At 73.1% G+C, this 15,954-nt stretch carries 17 protein-coding genes; 3 read left to right on the top strand and 14 right to left on the bottom strand.

The genetic code is table 11. From position 1 onward, the window contains the following. Positions 1-7: 7 nt before the first annotated feature. The 3 genes from ACWCPN_RS27845 to ACWCPN_RS27835 are packed head-to-tail and all read right to left on the bottom strand — an operon-like array spanning position 8 to position 3,382. The gene (locus ACWCPN_RS27845; RefSeq protein ID WP_451211327.1) at positions 8-1,846 is read right to left on the bottom strand and encodes a glycoside hydrolase family 15 protein; all 1,839 of its coding nucleotides are present in this window, start codon (positions 1,844-1,846) and stop codon (positions 8-10) included. A 54-nt stretch (positions 1,847-1,900) separates the two neighbouring features. Continuing rightward, positions 1,901-2,869 carry a DUF389 domain-containing protein gene (locus ACWCPN_RS27840; protein ID WP_451211324.1) on the bottom strand — a complete coding sequence of 323 codons (969 nt, stop codon included), beginning with the start codon at positions 2,867-2,869 and terminating at the stop codon, positions 1,901-1,903. 24 nt (positions 2,870-2,893) lie between these two features. Next, positions 2,894-3,382, bottom strand: coding sequence for a gluconokinase (locus tag ACWCPN_RS27835; protein WP_392292302.1), 489 nt, complete (start codon positions 3,380-3,382; stop codon positions 2,894-2,896). Positions 3,383-3,642: 260 nt separating this feature from the next. Here ACWCPN_RS27835 and ACWCPN_RS27830 point away from each other — a divergent pair, with 260 nt between their 5' ends. Beyond that, a complete protein-coding gene (locus ACWCPN_RS27830) occupies positions 3,643-3,978 on the top strand; it encodes a hypothetical protein (protein WP_451211322.1) in 336 nt (111 codons plus the stop codon). Between the two features lie 34 nt (positions 3,979-4,012). Here the strand turns inward: ACWCPN_RS27830 and ACWCPN_RS27825 are convergent, their stop codons facing one another. The 5 genes from ACWCPN_RS27825 to ACWCPN_RS27805 all read right to left on the bottom strand — a co-directional run bounded on the left by ACWCPN_RS27825 (position 4,013) and on the right by ACWCPN_RS27805 (position 8,913). Continuing rightward, on the bottom strand, positions 4,013-5,002 hold the full coding sequence (locus ACWCPN_RS27825) for a CorA family divalent cation transporter (protein ID WP_451211317.1): 990 nt from the start codon (positions 5,000-5,002) through the stop codon (positions 4,013-4,015). A gap of 134 nt (positions 5,003-5,136) precedes the next feature. Next, the gene (locus ACWCPN_RS27820; RefSeq protein ID WP_451211314.1) at positions 5,137-5,805 is read right to left on the bottom strand and encodes a response regulator; all 669 of its coding nucleotides are present in this window, start codon (positions 5,803-5,805) and stop codon (positions 5,137-5,139) included. Continuing rightward, positions 5,802-7,091: a sensor histidine kinase gene (locus tag ACWCPN_RS27815; RefSeq protein WP_451211311.1), complete on the bottom strand. Its 1,290-nt coding sequence runs from the start codon at positions 7,089-7,091 to the stop codon at positions 5,802-5,804. Before ACWCPN_RS27815 ends, ACWCPN_RS27820 begins: the two co-directional genes overlap by 4 nt. A gap of 26 nt (positions 7,092-7,117) precedes the next feature. After that, a complete protein-coding gene (locus ACWCPN_RS27810; RefSeq protein WP_451211309.1) occupies positions 7,118-7,978 on the bottom strand; it encodes an ABC transporter permease in 861 nt (286 codons plus the stop codon). Then, complete coding sequence (locus ACWCPN_RS27805; RefSeq protein WP_451211306.1) at positions 7,975-8,913, bottom strand: ATP-binding cassette domain-containing protein; 939 nt, start codon at positions 8,911-8,913, stop codon at positions 7,975-7,977. Before ACWCPN_RS27805 ends, ACWCPN_RS27810 begins: the two co-directional genes overlap by 4 nt. A 198-nt stretch (positions 8,914-9,111) precedes the next feature. Between ACWCPN_RS27805 and ACWCPN_RS27800 the strand changes: the two genes are divergently transcribed. Next, positions 9,112-9,951 carry a COG4705 family protein gene (locus ACWCPN_RS27800; RefSeq protein ID WP_451211303.1) on the top strand — a complete coding sequence of 280 codons (840 nt, stop codon included), beginning with the start codon at positions 9,112-9,114 and terminating at the stop codon, positions 9,949-9,951. Between the two features lie 154 nt (positions 9,952-10,105). Next, positions 10,106-11,008 carry a COG4705 family protein gene (locus ACWCPN_RS27795; protein WP_451211300.1) on the top strand — a complete coding sequence of 301 codons (903 nt, stop codon included), beginning with the start codon at positions 10,106-10,108 and terminating at the stop codon, positions 11,006-11,008. Here the strand turns inward: ACWCPN_RS27795 and ACWCPN_RS27790 are convergent. From ACWCPN_RS27790 to ACWCPN_RS27765, 6 genes are all read right to left on the bottom strand, one after another. After that, entirely contained in the window at positions 10,989-12,374 is a 1,386-nt protein-coding gene (locus ACWCPN_RS27790) for a sensor histidine kinase (protein WP_451211298.1), read from the bottom strand. The genes ACWCPN_RS27795 and ACWCPN_RS27790 overlap by 20 nt on opposite strands. Continuing rightward, positions 12,371-13,033, bottom strand: a complete 663-nt coding sequence (locus tag ACWCPN_RS27785) for a response regulator transcription factor (protein WP_451211295.1) — start codon at positions 13,031-13,033, stop codon at positions 12,371-12,373. Before ACWCPN_RS27785 ends, ACWCPN_RS27790 begins: the two co-directional genes overlap by 4 nt. Next, the gene (locus ACWCPN_RS27780; protein WP_451211292.1) at positions 12,987-13,718 is read right to left on the bottom strand and encodes a phosphatase PAP2 family protein; all 732 of its coding nucleotides are present in this window, start codon (positions 13,716-13,718) and stop codon (positions 12,987-12,989) included. The genes ACWCPN_RS27785 and ACWCPN_RS27780 overlap by 47 nt, the downstream gene beginning before the upstream one ends. After that, a complete protein-coding gene (locus tag ACWCPN_RS27775; protein WP_451211289.1) occupies positions 13,715-14,323 on the bottom strand; it encodes a phosphatase PAP2 family protein in 609 nt (202 codons plus the stop codon). The genes ACWCPN_RS27780 and ACWCPN_RS27775 overlap by 4 nt, the downstream gene beginning before the upstream one ends. Beyond that, positions 14,320-14,988 (bottom strand): DedA family protein, encoded by a 669-nt coding sequence (locus tag ACWCPN_RS27770; RefSeq protein ID WP_451211286.1) that lies wholly within the window; start codon positions 14,986-14,988, stop codon positions 14,320-14,322. Before ACWCPN_RS27770 ends, ACWCPN_RS27775 begins: the two co-directional genes overlap by 4 nt. A gap of 172 nt (positions 14,989-15,160) precedes the next feature. Beyond that, positions 15,161-15,802 carry a hypothetical protein gene (locus tag ACWCPN_RS27765; protein WP_365129570.1) on the bottom strand — a complete coding sequence of 214 codons (642 nt, stop codon included), beginning with the start codon at positions 15,800-15,802 and terminating at the stop codon, positions 15,161-15,163. Positions 15,803-15,954 lie beyond the last annotated feature (152 nt).

The following is a 15,954-nucleotide window of genomic DNA, read 5'->3' as shown; positions in this document are numbered from 1 at the left end:
CGGCCGGCTACCTGGGTGCCAGTGAGTCGTTCAGGGTGAGCGCCGCGTCGATGAGCGCGAGATGGGTGAACGCCTGTGGGAAATTGCCCAGTTGACGTCCCGTCGGGTCGATCTCCTCCGAGAACAGGCCCAGGTGGTTGGCGTACCCCAGCATCTTCTCGAACACCAGCCGGGCCCGGGTGGTGCGTCCGGCCCGCGCCAGCGCGTCGACGTACATGAAGGTGCACAGCGAGAAGGTGCCCTCCGAACCGCGCAGGCCGTCCGGCGAGGCCTCGGGGTTGTAGCGGTAGACCAGGCTGTCGCTGACCAGTTCCCGCTCCATCGCGTCGAGCGCCGACGTCCACAGCGGGTCCTCGGGGATGATGAACCCGACCGTCGACATGCGCAGCAGCGAGGAGTCGAGCACGTCGCTGCCGTAGTGCTGCACGAAGGCCCCGCGTTCCCCGCTCCATCCCCTGTTCATGACCTGCTCGTAGATCGCGTCGCGCTCGTGGCTCCAGCGTCCGGCCGGACCCGGCCGGCCGTGCGACTCGGCGAGCCGCAGCGCGCGGTCGAACGCCACCCACGACATGACACGGCCGTAGGTGAAGTTCTGACGGCCTCCGCGGCTCTCCCACAGGCCCTCTCCGGCCTGGTCCCAGTGGTCGACCAGCCACTCGAGGTTGGTCAGCAGCGAGAGCCAGCCCTGGTGCCCCAGCCTGATCCCGTGCCGGTGCGCGAAGTAGATGCTGTCCAGCGCCTCGCCGTAGATGTCCAGCTGGAGCTGGGTCGCGGCGCCGTTGCCGATCCGCACCGGGGCGGAACGGGCGTAGCCCTCCCAGTGCTCCAGCAGCTCCTCCTTCAGGTCGGAGGACCCGTCGACCCGGTACATGATGTTCAGCGGGCCCGAGTCCCCGTCGCTGCCGGCCCGTTCGCGGACCCGGTCGCCCAGCCAGTTGATGAACGCCTTCGCCTCCTCGGTGAACCCCAGCCCCAGCAGGGCGTACACGGAGAAGGAGGCGTCACGGATCCAGGTGAACCGGTAGTCCCAGTTGCGTTCGCCGCCCAGCTGCTCGGGGAGCGCCGCCGTCGGGGCGGCCACCAGGGCACCGCTCGGGGCGTACGTCATCAGCTTCAGCGTGATCGCCGAGCGCTCCACCGTCTCCCGCCAGCGCCCCGAGTACTGCGACTGCCCCAGCCAGGTGCGCCAGTACCTGATGGTCTCGTCGAACAGCTCCTGGTACTGCGCGAGCCGGATCTGCCGCGGCGGTCCGTCGGCCGCCGACTCCAGCACCAGACCGCGCTGCTGGCCGGCTTCCAGGGTCAGCGTGAAGTGCAGGTCGTTCCCCCGGTCCGTGAGGACGTCCACCAGCCGCTCGTCCTCCGGCTCGCGGATGGGATGCACGGTGAGCACCGTGCCGTCCTCCGCGTCGAACAGGGCGCCGTGCTCGGTGATGTGCAGCCGGTGGGCCGTCCGGCCGTAGTTGAACCGTGGAGCGATCTCGACCTCGAACGTCATGGTGCCGCGCACACAGCGCACCAGGCGGACCAGCCGGTGGCAGTCCGTGGCCGACGTCCCGGTCACCGGCATGAAGTCCAGGACCTCGCCCGCGCCGGCCTCGGTCATGAAACGGGTCACCAGGACCGCCGTGTCGGGGAGGTACAGCTGCTTGGTCGCGTACATCGTGTGCGTCGGCCGCACCGTGCAGTGGCCGCCCCTGTCCTTGTCGAGCAGGGCGCCGAAGACGCTGGGCGAGTCGAACCGGGGGAGACAGAGCCAGTCGACCGTTCCGTCCGTGGTCACCAGGGCCGCCGTCTGCAGGTCGCCGAGCAGGCCGTGGTTCTCGATCAGGGGATAGTCGTCCATCCGGGCACCCCTTCCGGCAAGCGATTCACCCGAGCGGCCCCTCCTGCGATCAGCCTAGGCCGGACCGCACCCACCCGCTCTCCGGTCCGCGGCGGCCCGGCGGGCCGCACGGCGCCACAGACGGCGCTGCAGACGCAGGGTGAGGACACCGACGACCACCAGGACGACCACGTTGAGCAGCAACTGCAGCAGCGAGCCCCGGGCCTGCCCCCAGTCGGCGAAGGCCAGCGAGACGGCGATGTCCGAGGCCGCGGGGATCGTGGTCACGGAGATGAACACACCGAGCAGCGCGCTGCCGCGTGCCTCGGCGAGCGAGACGATGCCGACGACGCCCGCGAGCACGGCCACGGCGACGGAGAAGAAGTCCGGGGTGTCGATGAGGTGGGAGACGGGCCGCAGCCCGAGCCCGAAGGCGGTGGACTGCAGGCCGAAGGCCCGCGCCACCGAGGCGAACGCCAGCGTGACGGCGACGGCCAGCAGGAACCCCGCCGTCAGGGCCCGCGTGCCGTCCCGGACCCGGCGGCGGTTACGGCGGTCGAGGCCGAGGGCGATGCTGGTGATCGCGTTGTATTCGGGGCCGACCACCATGGCCGCCACGATCAGGATCTGCGAGTTCGTCATGATGCCGACCGAGCCGATGATCCCGGCGATGACCAGGAACAGGTAGAAGGACGGGGGGTAGGTCCCGGCCGCCCTGATGTGCGCCTCGACCGACGCCCACAGGGGCGCCTGGACGAGCGCGCCCGGCTGCTCGGCCTCCAGGCGGTCGGCGTGGTGGGAGAACATCATGTCGACGTCGTCGACGGCGATCGACCCGGCGCGGTCGACGCCGAGCCCGCGCAGGGCTTCCAGCACCCCGTTGGCCGCGCCCTTCACCACGTCGCACTCGACCACGTCACCGTCCGGGACGCGCGCCGCCCGTACCACCACGAGGTTGAGGACGCGGTCGTGCGCGGTGAGCAGACCGACGACCGGCGGGGTGAGCGACGGGGGCATCACCATGCGGAAGTGGATCAGGTCCATCCGAACCCTCCTGGGAGGCGCCCGCTAGCGGTCCGGCCCGCACACGGAACGCAGCGCGGCCCGCACGACCTGGGCCGAGCCGCCGGACGCGTCGATGGTGACGCCCGGCTCGTCGGCGTGCAGGGGATCGAGGGCGGCGTACTGGCTGTCGAGCAGGGCCGGCGGCATGAAGTGCCCCTTGCGGCGCGCGATGCGCTCCGCGGCCACCTCGCGGTCGAGCGCCAGGTACACGAACCACACGTCCGCCCCGGTGCGCCGGAACTGGTCGCGGTACGCGCGCTTGAGCGCGGAGCAGGAGGCGACACCCCCGTGCCCGCTCGCCGCGGTGGCGCGGATCCACTCCGTGAGCGCCGCCAGCCAGGGCCGCCGGTCGGCGTCGTCGAGCGGGTGCCCCGACGCCATCTTGGCGCGGTTCGCGGCGGGGTGGAGGTCGTCGCCCTCCAGGAACGGCACGCCGAGCCGCTGCGCGAGCCGCGCTCCGACGGTGGACTTGCCGGACGCGGACACGCCCATCACGACCACCACCCGCGAACCCCGGTCCGGTCCGGCCAACGGGGCCTCCTCGGGGGCGCGCTGCGGAACTGCCCGTACCTCACCACTATCGCCCGGCACCGCGCGGAGTGCCGTGCGCGCGGTGCCCTGGACGGGCTCCCGCGCCCGTGACCACCGCACTCGCCAGGCGGGTCGGTCCGCTCTGGCGGATAGTGGTGGTGGGGCGGGACCACCTTCCAGCCGGCTCTCCGTACACGCTCTCCGTACCCACAGGAGGACCGATGCGTGTTTCACGTCCGCTGGCCGCGCTCGCCTGCGCCGTGTCGGCCGGAGTGGGGCTGGCCGCCTGTCAGGACCAGGCGGCCGGCACGATCACGGCGCACGACGGCGTCAGAACGGTGCAGTCCTTCACCAACCCGTCGATCGGGGGGTGCCACCGCTTCCGGGCGGACGTCACCCGCGTCGACAACTACACGCAGAACAGCATCCTGCTGTTCAAGACGCCCGACTGCACCGCGCCGAAGGGCAAGGAGGGCATCTACCTGAACATGCAGGGCTCGGACGAGGTGGTCAGGTCCACCGGGCCGTGGCGCAGCTTCTCCTTCGCCCCTGAGTGATCCCGGGCGTACCCGGGGCACCGGCGCACCGGGCTCACAGGTCCTGCAGCCCCTCGTCGTCCCGCAGCCTGCGCCAGATGTGGGTGCGGTGCAGCACGTACAGGGCGCCGCCCAGGACCACGACCTGCAGTGCCACGGCGAGCAGCCAGAACACGGCCCGGCTCTCCATCTCGTCCGTGAGGTAGCTGAAGTTCATCCCGAAGTAGCCGGTCAGGAACGTCAGCGGCAGGAAGATCGTGGACACGATGGCGAGCCGGTTGATGACCCCGTTCTGCTCGCCCGACACCAGCGAGGAGTAGCTGCCGAAGGCGCGCCGGGTGGCCTCCTGCAGGGACTGGATGTCGGTCAGCACCAGCCGGCCGGTGTGCTGGAACTCCCGGGCGAGGTGCTGGCGCTCCTCGGGGAAGTCACGGCTGAGCATCCTGCGCATGATCACCTCGTCCGTCGCCTGGAGGTAGGGCAGCAGGAAGTGGTGCAGGAGCGCGGCGCGCCGCCGCAGCCGTGCCAGGCGGTAGACCTGGTCGGGGCGCCGCCGGTCGAACATCTCGTCCTCGAGGTCCTCCACCACCAGCAGGTCCGCCACCGCGGCCCGGCGGAAGGTGTCCAGGGCCTCCTGGAGCAGCAGGAACAGCGCTGCGACGGTGTCGGGCGGGTTCTCCTCGCCGAGCCGGGCGAACAGGCTCCGCACCGTCCGGGCCGGTCCCCGGTGCAGGGTGACCAGGTGCCGCTCCGTGGCCAGGACGTGGACGTGGACGACCCGGCCGCCCTGGACGACGGGAACGACGAAGCCGGCCCGGTCGCCGATGAACTGGGCCCGCACCGGCTCGCCCGCCCTGCCGAACCAGGACGGGCACTCCGACCGCAGACCGAGTCCGGCCACGACGTCGCCGTCGTCGGCCTCCGGCCCGTCCGCGAGCTGGACGTCGACCAGCAGGAAGGGGGAGGCGGCCAGCAGCTCCCGTGCCTCCGGCAGGCCCGTACGCGTGGTGGCCCCTCCGGGCATCGACACCACCGATACGATCATCTGTCCTCACCGTGATCCCAGTTCCGTGAGTTCCACGGTGCGCACACTCACCCGCCGCCGGCCGGGGACACACGCGGGGGCGGCGGCGGGTACCCCGGACGGGGGAGCGCGCCGGGCGTCCCGCCGGGCAGGTCCTATCCGGCGTGGGGCCGGGCCAGGCCGTGGTCGTAGGCGAAGATCACCGCCTGGACGCGGTCCCGGGCGCCGATCTTGGACAGGACGCGGCCGACATGCGTCTTCACCGTGGACTCCGACAGCACGAAGCGTGCGGCGATCTCGCTGTTGGTCCAGCCCCTGCCGATGGCCACGAGGATCTCGCGCTCGCGGTCGGTGAGGGCGCCCAGGCGCGGATCCCCGCCGGAGCCGTCGCCGCCGGGCGGCACGAGCCGGGCGAACTCGTGCAGCAGCCGGCGGGTGAGCGCGGGCGCGATCACCGCGTCGCCGACGGCCACGGCACGGATGCCCGCGAGGAGTTCCTCGGGACGGGCGTCCTTGAGCAGGAAGCCGCTGGCGCCCGCGCGCAGGGCCGCGTGGACGTACTCGTCGAGATCGAAGGTGGTCAGGACGAGGACCCGGGACCGGCCGCCCGCGGCGACGATACGGCGGGTGGCCTCGATGCCGTCCATGCCGGGCATGCGTACGTCCATCAGGACGACGTCGGGGCGCAGTTCGGCGGCCTTGCGCACGGCCTCGGTCCCGTGCGCCGCCTCGCCGACCACGTCGGTCCCGGGCACGGAGTCCAGCAGCATCCGGAAGCCGTACCGCTGCAGGGGCTGGTCGTCCACGACGAGCACGGTGGTCACCCGGCGGCACCGCCCCGGGGAGCGAGGTCGAGGGCGGCGCGCACCGTCCAGCCCGGGCCCAGCGGACCCGCGCTGACGTGACCGCCGTAGAGAGCCGCTCGTTCCCGCATGCCCACCAGCCCGTGTCCCTCCTCGTTCGCCGCGCCGGGACGAGCGGCCGGAGCGAGCGGGCCGGAGTCCTGGACGGCGATCGTCAGCCGCGCGTCCTCCACGGCGATCGCCAGGTGCGCACGGGCCCCGGCCCCGGCGTGCTTCAGCGTGTTCGTCAGGGCCTCCTGCACGATCCGGTAGACCGTGAGCTGCACCCCGCTGTCCAGGGCGTCGACGTCACCGGCCGTACGGTAGACGACCTCCAGGCCCGCGGCGCGCACCCCCTCGCACAGCGCGTCGACGTCCGCGAGGCCCGGCTGCGGGCTCAGCTCCGGCCCGGCCCGCGGCCCGTCCCCCTCGCGCAGCACGCCGAGCACCCGGCGCAGTTCGCCCAGGGCCTGACGGCCGGTGTCACCGATGAGGCGCAGGGCCTCCTCCCCCCGCTCCGGTGAGGCGGCGGTGGCGTAGGCGCCCGCGTCGGCGAGGGTGATGATGACCGACAGGTTGTGGCCGACGATGTCGTGCATCTCGCGGGCCACCCGCGCCCGTTCGGCCGCGACGGCCAGCCTGCCGCGCTGGTCGCGTTCGGTCTCCAGCCGGGCCGCGCGGTCCCGCAGCCCGGCCAGCTGGGCCCGCCGGATGCGGATCATCAGGCCGAGTGCGAGGGCCGCGGTGGCCGTGCTGAGCAGGAAGAAGAGCGCGTCCGACACCGGCACCGCGACCGAGACCCGCGCCGCGACCAGACCCAGCGCACCCGCCAGGACCGCACAGGCGCCGGGCAGTTGCCGCAGCGGGCCGTGCAGGGCCAGGCTGTACAGGGCGACGAGGAGCGCGACGTCCGCACGGAGCGCGGCGCCGAGCGACCACTGGAGGACGAACACGGCCGTGACGGCGCCGAAGGCGACGGCGGGCGCCCGGCGCCGCCACAGCAGCGGCAGCACCAGACCGGCCTGCAGGGCCGTCATGCCCGCCACGGGCAGCCGGGTGAACGCCGTGCCGAAGCGACGCGGTCCGTCGCCGCCGACCGCGTGCAGCAGGTCCGGCAGGCAGAACAGCGACAGCACCAGGACCACCACCGCGGCGTCCAGCACCCACGGGTGGGCCCGGTCGGCGTGCCGGAACCGCCGGCCGGCCCGGCCGAGCCGGGCGACCAGCGGCCCCATCCCGCCGAGGTCCCCGGCGGCCACGGAGGTCATGGGCCCATCATGCGGCCGGACACCGCTCACACGTCGCCGCGCAACAGCCGGTACGCCGCTCCGCCGAGGGCCAGGACCGTCCAGCCGAGGAGTACCAGGAGTCCGGCGCCCGGGGACAGGGTGGTCGAGTCGTGGGTCAGGGCGAAGAGCGACTGGCCCGCGTGGCTCGGCAGATAGGGGTTGATGTCGCCCTGCCACGAGCTGGGCAGCAGGGAGACCAGTCCGGGGACGAGCATGAAGGCGGCCACGAGCACCGAGATGCCGCCCGCCACCGACCGCAGCAGCGCGCCCAGGGCGGTGCCGATCACGCCGACCAGGCCGAGGTAGAGCCCGGCACCCAGCAGCGCGCGTACGACGCCGGAGTGGCCGAAGCCCATGGCGGCGGGCGTGCCGGACAGGATCCGGCTGCCGACCAGGAAGGCGGCGAACGCGCCGACGGTCGCGACCACCAGGGCGACCAGTCCGTACACCGCCGCCTTGGACCACAGCACCGGCAGCCGGCGCGGTACCGCCGCCATGGTCGAGCGGATCATCCCGGTGGAGTACTCACCCGCCGTGACCAGCACGCCGAGCACCCCGAGGGCCAACTGGGCGAAGTTCGTGCCGAACAGCGACAGGCTGACGCCCGTCGCGTCGGCGAAGTCGCGCTCCGGGGGCCGGCCCGAGCCGAGCCCCGACTTGTAGTGGCTCGCGGCGATGACGCCGAAGGCGACGAGGAACACCAGGCCCAGGCCGAGGGTGATCCAGGTGGAGCGCAGGGACCAGAGCTTGGCCCACTCGGAGGACAGCACCCGCCGGCCGGTCACCCGGTAGACGGGGCGGTCCTCGGCGGCCGGAGCGGTCCCGGGGGTCTCGGGGGTCTCGGACGTCGCCGTGAGGGTGCTCATGCCGCGCTCCCGGAGGTCCCGGTGCCGGTCGTGGCGCCGTGGTACTCCACGGAGTCCCGGGTCAGTTCCATGAACGCCTCCTCCAGCGACACCGCCTTCGAGGTCAGCTCGAACAGGGGAATCCCGTGCTCGGCGGCCTTCAGCCCGATCTCGCGCGCGGACACCCCGGTCACCTGCAGCTCCTCGGAGCCGATACGGCCGGTGATCTCCACGCCGGGACCGGCCAGCACGTCCCGCAGCCGCGTCGGGTCGGCCGTCGCGACCTTGACGCTGTCGCCGCCCGCCTCGCGGACCAGGTCCCGCACGGTGGTGTCGGCCAGCAGCCGGCCGCGTCCGACGACGATCAGGTGGTCCGCCACCAGCGACACCTCGCTCATCAGGTGCGAGGAGACGAAGACCGTGCGCCCCTCGGCCGCGAGGGAGGTGAGCAGGTTACGGATCCAGCGCACGCCCTCGGGGTCCAGGCCGTTGACGGGCTCGTCCAGCATCACCGTCCGCGGGTCGCCGAGAAGTGCGGCGGCGATGCCCAGGCGCTGCCCCATGCCGAGGGAGAAGGCGCCGGCCCGCTGGTCCGCGACGCCGCCGAGACCGGCCAGTCCGATCACCTCGTCGACCCGGCGGCGCGGAATGCCGTGGGTGAGCGCGAGCGCCCTGAGGTGGCCGCGGGCCGTGCGCCCCGGGTGGACCGACTTCGCCTCCAGCAGCACCCCCACCTCCTGCAGCGGGGCCCGGTGGCGGGCGTAGCGCCGCCCGTTCACCGTGACGGAGCCGCTCGTCGGCGCGTCCAGCCCGACGATCATGCGCATCGTCGTGGACTTGCCCGCGCCGTTGGGCCCGAGGAAGCCGGTCACCGTCCCCGGTCTCACGGTGAAGCCCAGACCGTCGACGGCCGTCTTCTCCCCGTACCTCTTGGTGAGCTGCTGTGCGTCGATCACTCGCGTTCTCCCTCGCTCGGGGGCCGCGGCGCCGGGCCCGCCCGACGCCTCCTCCGCAACGCTAGGACCGATATGCCCGAATTCGGTGGTACCGGGGGCCGAAGCCCGCACGGCGGGTGGTACCGCGGTACTACGACCCGGCGGTGCCGGGTGAGCGGTCAGGATGCGTTCAGGTGTTCGCTGGCACGGTCGGTGCCCATGACCTACGAAACGTCCGGGACGTCCGCGCTCTCCGGGGCCGGCGGTCCCGCCACTCCCGAGCGGCACCGGCCGCGCTGGAACAAGGTGCCCGAGGTCACCGCCTACTTCTGGATCATCAAGGTGCTGTGCACGACGGTCGGGGAGACCGCGGCCGACCTGCTGAGCGAGAAGGCCGGCCTGGGCCTGACCGGTGTGTCGGTGCTGATGAGCGCCCTGCTCGCCGTGGTCCTGGTGGCGCAGTTCCGCACGGCGGGGTACCGGGCCGGCGTGTACTGGCCCGCCGTGGCCCTGATCAGCGTGGTCGGCACCCTGATCAGCGACAACCTCACCGACCACATGGGCGTGCCGCTGGAGACGAGTACGGCCGTGTTCGCCGTCGTCCTCGCCGTGGTGTTCACCGTCTGGTACCGGCGTGAGCGGACCCTGTCCATCCACAGCGTCGACACCACCGGCCGCGAGTCCTTCTACTGGCTCGCGGTGCTGTTCACGTTCGCCCTGGGCACCGCGGCCGGCGACCTGGTATCCGAGCGCATGGACCTCGGCTACCGGCTGTCGGCCGTCCTGTTCGCCGCGGCGATCGCCGTCGTGGCCGTCGCCCGCTTCGCGTTCGGTCTGGACGCGGTGTGGAGCTTCTGGATCGCCTACGTCCTCACCCGCCCGCTCGGCGCCTCGGTCGGCGACTACCTCTCGCAGCCCACCGGAGGCGGCGGCCTCGGTCTGGGCACCGTGATCACCAGCGCGCTGTTCCTGGCGGTCATCCTCGGCCTGGTCGTGTACCTGGGCGTGACGCGCAAGGACGTCACCGAGCGGGGTGCAGCCGCCCGGCGCGCGGCCTGAGCTGCCGCGCGGCAGGCGTTCAGGATCCGTTCAGGTATTCCGTGCCACGGTCGGGGGCACCGGCCGCCGTCGGCGGCCGGCTCGATCTCACAGGGCGCTCGTCCCGTCTCCCGGGGCGAGCGCCCTGTCGTTTCGACCGGACAGGAGAGTTGAATTGGAGCAACCTGAGGTCCTCACCGACCTCGACGTGGCGAGCGCGTCGAACACGACCAAGTCGGTGATGAAGAAGCTGCCCGAGGTCACACTGGCGTTCTGGATCATGAAGATCGCCGCGACGACCCTGGGCGAGACGGCGGGCGACCTCTTCGCGCAGACCCTGAAGCTGGGCTACTTCCTCACGACGATCGCGCTGTTCGGGGTCTTCGTGGTGACGCTGGTGGTCCAGCTCCGGTCCAGCCGCTACAACCCGTTCTTCTACTGGACCGTGATCCTGTCGACCAGCATGGCCGGCACCACGATGTCCGACTTCATGAACCGCGACGCCGGCGCCAGGTACCTCCCGGCCGGCGCGACCAGGCTGGGCTGGGGCCCCCAGGGTCTCGGTCTCGGCTACCCCGCCGGGGCGGCCATCCTCGTCTCGGTCCTGCTGGCGATCTTCGCCGTCTGGAAGCTGAGCGGGATGACGTTCCGGATCCGGGACATTGTCACCTTCCGGGGCGAGGCGCTGTTCTGGTCGGCGATCCTCGTGTCGAACACCCTCGGCACCTCGATGGGCGACTTCCTCTCCGACAGCTCCGGCCTCGGCTACGCCGGTGGCGCACTGCTCGTGACCGGGCTGCTCGGCGTGCTCCTGGCGCTGATGAAGGTGCCCGCGGTGCCGAACGTCCTGCTCTTCTGGATCGCCTTCGTCCTCACCCGCCCGCTGGGCGCCACCGCGGGCGACTTCCTCACCAAGCCGGTCGCCAAGGGCGGCCTGGACCTGGGTACGGCGGGCTCCTCCGCCGTCCTCCTCGCCGTGCTGTTCGCGCTGATGGCGTACGCCCAGGTGCGCGAACGCCGGTCCGTCGCCCGGCCGGTGACGGAGGAGCGGACCCCGGTCAGCCGGAAGGCAGGCTGACGGTGAACCTGGCCCCGGTCCGGTGCCCGGGGTCGTGGGACACCTCACCGCCGACGGCGCGGGCCAGGCGCCGCGCGAGCGGCAGCCCCAGGCCCGCGCCGTCGTGCCCGTCGCCGGGATCGGCGCGCCGGCCGGGCTGGAACAGCTCGTCCCCGAACGTCTCCGGCACACCGGGGCCGTCGTCGACGACGTCGATCCGCACGGCGCCGGGGACGCGCCACGCGGACACGGTCACCCGTGAGCGGGCGTAGCGGACGGCGTTGGCGAGCAGCGGGTCGAGGATGCGTTCGAGGAGGGCGGGGGCGACCCCCGCCTCCAGCACCGGCGTCGGCGTCTCCAGCGCCGTCCGCACCCGCTCCGGTGTGCCGATGCGCCGGAGCAGGCCGTCCAGTACGGGCACGACGTCGGTCGTCCCGGGGGCGGTGGCGGGATTCAGCGCGTTCTCGCGGGCGTCGTCCAGGAGCGTGTCGCAGATCGTGCGCATGGTCCGTGCGGCCTCGGCGATCGTCTCCTGGGCGGCGCTGGTCTCGGCGTCCGTACGGGGGCGCGCCCGCCACCAGTCGAGTTCCATCACGATCCGGGTGAGCGGGGTGCGCAGTTCGTGGGAGAGCTCTCCGGTGAGCTGCCGTTCGTGGCGCAGGACGGTGCGTATGCGGTCCAGGAGCGCGTCCAGGGAGGCGCCGAGGCGGGCGAGTTCGGCCGGGTGGTCCGCCGTGCCGAAGCGTTCGTCCGAGCCCACCGCGCTCCACTGCGCGGCCTGGTCGGTCATCGTCCGCACCGGGCGCAGGGCCCGGCCGACCGACCGGCGGGTGAGCACGTACGTGCAGCCCAGCATCACGACGTCCAGCAGGAGCGATCCCACCAGCAGGGTCTCGGCGGAACCGCGGTACGGGGTCAGGTCCAGGGCGGTCACGACGGTGGCGGCCGCGCGGCGGCCGGGGACGGGCCGGGCACACAGCCGGACGGGCCGGCCGCCGCGGTCCCGGACGGTCGCGCAGGAGTCCCCGCCGCGGGCGGCCAGCCGGCCGGCGGCCCGGGCCGCCGGGCTGCCGGCCGGGGCGGACGGCGGTCTCTCCAGCAGCCGGGTGCCCGCGTAGATCCACACGTTCGTGTCGAGCAGGCGGTCGTTGACCGTCTCCAGGACGCGCACCCGGCGTCCGCTGGTGTCGACGGTGGTGGCGACGGCCGCCGCCCGGTTGCGCAGTTCGTCGTCCGCCTGGTGCCGCAGGTGCCGGTCCATCACGGCGTTGAACAGCACGGTCAGGACCGTCATCAGCAGGGCGGCGGTGGTCAGCGCCACCAGGGAGAGGCGGCCGCGCAGGGTGCGCGGGGCGAGGCGCCGCAGGACACGCGAGGCGGGGTTCATGACAGGCGGTGCCCGATTCCGCGTGCCGTGCCGATCGTCAGACCGCTGCCGGCCTCCCGCAGCTTGCGGCGCAGCCGGCTCAGGTACTGGTCCAGGGTGTTGTCGCTGACCTGCGCGCCCTCGGGCCAGCCGGCCCGCACCAGGTCACGGCGGCGCACGAGGGCGCCGTCCGCGGCGACGAGCGTGGCCAGCAGCCGGAACTCGGTGGGGGACAGGGCGGTGCGGGTACCGCGGACGGTCATCCGGTGATCCACCGCGTCGAGGACCAGGTCACCGGCCGCGACCGCCTCCCACGCGGGGACCCGTTTGAGTACGGCTCTCAGCCGGGCGGCGAGTTCGGCGAGGTGGAAGGGCTTGGGAAGGTAGTCGTCGCCCCCGGCGGAGAAACCCGCCAGGCGATCGGTGAGCCGGTGACGGGCGGTCAGGAAGATCACGGGCGCGAGGCAGCCGTTGGCCCGCATCGCCTGGCACACGTCCCGTCCGTCGGCGTCGGGCAGGCCGATGTCCAGGACGGCCGCCGCGATGCCGGTGGTGGCCAGCCGCAGGGCGGTCGCGCCGTCGGCGGCCACGACCGGGTCGAAGTCCTCCTCGGACAGGCCGCGGCGCAGGACGTCACGCAGGGCGTGATCGTCCTCGACCACCAGGATCCTGGGGCGCATGGTCCTCCGTCGGCCTCGCGGCCGGGTCGGGCGGGCGGGTGGGGAAGGAGGCGGGCAGCAGGCGGGCGGCCGCGCACAGGCAGGCGCCCAGCCAGCCGGCGGCGAACAGCCAGCCGCCCATGACGTCCGTGAGCCAGTGCACGCCGAGGAAGCAGCGGCTCAGTCCCACGGCCAGACCCCAGCAGCCGGCGGCGATCCGCAGCGCCGTGCCCCCGCGCGGGGCGCGCAGGGTCAGCGCGACGATCAGAGTCCCGGCGGTGAGGGCGGCCGTGGTGGTGTGGCCGGACGGGAACGCCCAGCCGCTCGCGTGTGTCGCCCAGAGCCCCTTCGGCGGGCGGGGCCGGTGGACCAGCTCCATGACGCCGTACCGCAGGGCCTGTCCCAGCACGAGGCAGGCGAGGCAGAGGGCGGCCGCGAGCAGCCGCTGCCGCGCGGTGCGTCCCGCCACGGCGCCGGCCACGGCCGCGAGGGCGTAGGGGACGGCACCGGTACCGGTGTACGTCACGCCCCGGGCGACGGCCACGGCCACGGCGGGGCGGTGGCCGACCGCCCAGGTGAGGAAGCCGTCGTCCAGCCACAGCGGTGAACCGCCCCGGCCGACGACGACCAGGGTCAGCACGGTGAACGCGGCGCACGCGCCGAGGCCCGCGCTGCCGGCCAGTTCGGCGGTGTCCTCGCGCTTCACGAGGCCGACAGCAGGGGACGGAGCGGAGCCGCCGCGGTCATCCGGCGGGCCAGCGCCGCAGACGCGCGCCGGACCACGGGCACCGAGGCGAGCGCGACGAGCGCGCCCACCACCAGTCCGATCACGACGTCGTGCGGATAGTGCACGCCGACCCAGACCCGGGAGGCCGCCATGGCGACCGCCGCCCCGCAGGCGACCGCGCCCAGCCGCCGCGAGACGAACAGCAGCGCCACGGCGGCGGCCGCGGCGATCGCCGCGTGGTTGCTGGGGAACGACCAGTCACCGGGCGCCGGACACGCCTCCAGGGTCCGCACCGGAAGGCTCCGGCACGGCCGGTCCTCGCGCACCGCCAGTTTCAGGACGGCGTCGACGCCGTACGCCAGGACCACGACCACCGGCACGGCCAGCGCCGTCACCGCCGCTGCCGCCCCGGACCGCCGGGCCCGCCACCAGCCGATGACCATGAGCAGGGCGAACACCGCCGGCCCGTAGTCCGACCACACCGTCACCGCGGAGTCCAGCCAGCCCGGCGAGCGCTGCGCGAGATCCGTCACGGCCCGGTAGGCGGAGCCGTCGACCGGCGACCCGTCGAACGCCAGGATCATCCGCTGGCCTCCTTCTCCCTGCCGCGGCCGCGGCCGCGGTACAGCTCGGCGGCGAGCGGAACCAGCGACACCACGACGATCAGCGCGACCAGCGGGAGCAGGTAGCGGTCCACGTCCGGGACGGAGGAGCCCAGCGCGTAGCCCGCCAGGGTCAGGCCGAGGCTCCACACCAGACCGCCGATCACCTGCCACACGGTGAACGCCCCCAGGGGCACCTCCAGCGCTCCGGCCAGCGGGTTGAGCACGGTCCGCACCACCGGCACGAACCTCGCCAGGAAGATCGCCTTGGCGTGCCCGTAGCGCCCGAGCAGTTCCTCCGCCCGCTCCGCGCCCTCCCGCAGCCGCGCCGAGCGGCTGCGCGCCAGCAGGGCACCGCCCGCCCGGCGCCCGATCAGGTAACCGCACTGGGCGCCGGCCAGCGCGCCGAACGCCGCGGCGGCCAGCAGCGGCCCCAGCGAGAGGTGCACGCCGTGCCGCCCGCTGCCGGTGCACAGCAGGCCGGCCGTGAACAGCAGCGAGTCGCCGGGCAGGAAGAAGCCGATCAGCAGACCCGTCTCGGCGAACATCACCACGCCGACGCCGATCACGCCGAAGGCGGCCAGCAACGACTGCGCGTCCAGCGGGTTCACCGCGAGCTGCGACGACAGAACCACGGGAGTGGTCATCGGGACGAGTCCTCTCCGGGCGCGGGGCACCCCAGCCGTCTACAAATCCGTAGACTGTCTACGGTACTGTAGACGAGGGCGGTGCGCGGGTCGTTCTCCCCCGCCCGGACACGACGAAGGCGGGGTCCGAAGACCCCGCCTTGGAGAGACTCAGAAGCAGTGCGGCGCCGGCTCAGGGCCAGACCAGGCAGTAGGGCTGGTGCCCCGCCTCGTGCAGCCGGTGCGAGAAGTCCTGCCACTCGTGCAGCAGCTGGTACACGTTGAACGCGTCCCGGGGGCCGCCGCGGTCCGGGACCGTCGACCAGATGAACGCCGCCGCGCCCACCGCCTCCTCGCCGATGCCGCGGAGCGGGTCGACGACCGTCATGGGCAGTTTGACGACGGCGTAGTCGGGGTGCAGGACGACCAGCTCCAGCGGCGGCACCTTGTGCAGGGGGACGCCCTCGATGCCGGTCAGCACCATGGCGGCCATCGTCTCCGGCTTGATCTTGGTGAACATGCCGTTCATGCCCAGCTCGTCGCCGCCGAGTTCCTCGGGACGCATCGAGATGGGGACGCGGGCCGCCGTCGCGCCGTCCGGCGCGCCGAAGTATTTGTACGTCACCCCCACCCGGCCACCATTTCTGCTTCCCGCCCGCGACCGGTCGATCCGCCGGTCGTTCCGCTCGGGCTCACCCGGAACATCCTGTGTCTGACGTGCGTCGGCCTGACGTGCCTCGGTCGTTTCCTCCACCTCGCGCCGGTGCCTTCCCCGCCGGGCGCGCCGAGGACCCAGGTCGTCAGTCCCCTCGCCCAGTCCGCCACCGCGATGCATATCTCCACCCGACTGCTTTTCTAGGACGCGTGGCCCCCGCCGCGCAACCCGATCATCGTGTCAGTGACCTCCCCCACGGCCGCCCGCCGAAACGTGCGGTGAAACACCAGTCCGCGGGATCAACCCGGTCACTGATCACTACGTGCCGTATG

The sequence above is a fragment of the Streptomyces sp. NPDC002386 genome (genome assembly GCF_053593175.1).
This window is presented reverse-complemented; position numbering and strand designations above follow the sequence as displayed.

Coding starts and splice junctions, on each gene's coding strand:
- ACWCPN_RS27845 (WP_451211327.1), bottom strand. CDS start 1,846: ATGGACGACTATCCCCTGATCGAGAACCACGGCCTGCTCGGCGACCTG.
- ACWCPN_RS27840 (WP_451211324.1), bottom strand. CDS start 2,869: ATGGACCTGATCCACTTCCGCATGGTGATGCCCCCGTCGCTCACCCCG.
- ACWCPN_RS27835 (WP_392292302.1), bottom strand. CDS start 3,382: ATGGGCGTGTCCGCGTCCGGCAAGTCCACCGTCGGAGCGCGGCTCGCG.
- ACWCPN_RS27830 (WP_451211322.1), top strand. CDS start 3,643: ATGCGTGTTTCACGTCCGCTGGCCGCGCTCGCCTGCGCCGTGTCGGCC.
- ACWCPN_RS27825 (WP_451211317.1), bottom strand. CDS start 5,002: ATGATCGTATCGGTGGTGTCGATGCCCGGAGGGGCCACCACGCGTACG.
- ACWCPN_RS27815 (WP_451211311.1), bottom strand. CDS start 7,091: ATGACCTCCGTGGCCGCCGGGGACCTCGGCGGGATGGGGCCGCTGGTC.
- ACWCPN_RS27810 (WP_451211309.1), bottom strand. CDS start 7,978: ATGAGCACCCTCACGGCGACGTCCGAGACCCCCGAGACCCCCGGGACC.
- ACWCPN_RS27800 (WP_451211303.1), top strand. CDS start 9,112: ATGACCTACGAAACGTCCGGGACGTCCGCGCTCTCCGGGGCCGGCGGT.
- ACWCPN_RS27790 (WP_451211298.1), bottom strand. CDS start 12,374: ATGAACCCCGCCTCGCGTGTCCTGCGGCGCCTCGCCCCGCGCACCCTG.
- ACWCPN_RS27785 (WP_451211295.1), bottom strand. CDS start 13,033: ATGCGCCCCAGGATCCTGGTGGTCGAGGACGATCACGCCCTGCGTGAC.
- ACWCPN_RS27775 (WP_451211289.1), bottom strand. CDS start 14,323: ATGATCCTGGCGTTCGACGGGTCGCCGGTCGACGGCTCCGCCTACCGG.
- ACWCPN_RS27770 (WP_451211286.1), bottom strand. CDS start 14,988: ATGACCACTCCCGTGGTTCTGTCGTCGCAGCTCGCGGTGAACCCGCTG.
- ACWCPN_RS27765 (WP_365129570.1), bottom strand. CDS start 15,802: ATGCATCGCGGTGGCGGACTGGGCGAGGGGACTGACGACCTGGGTCCT.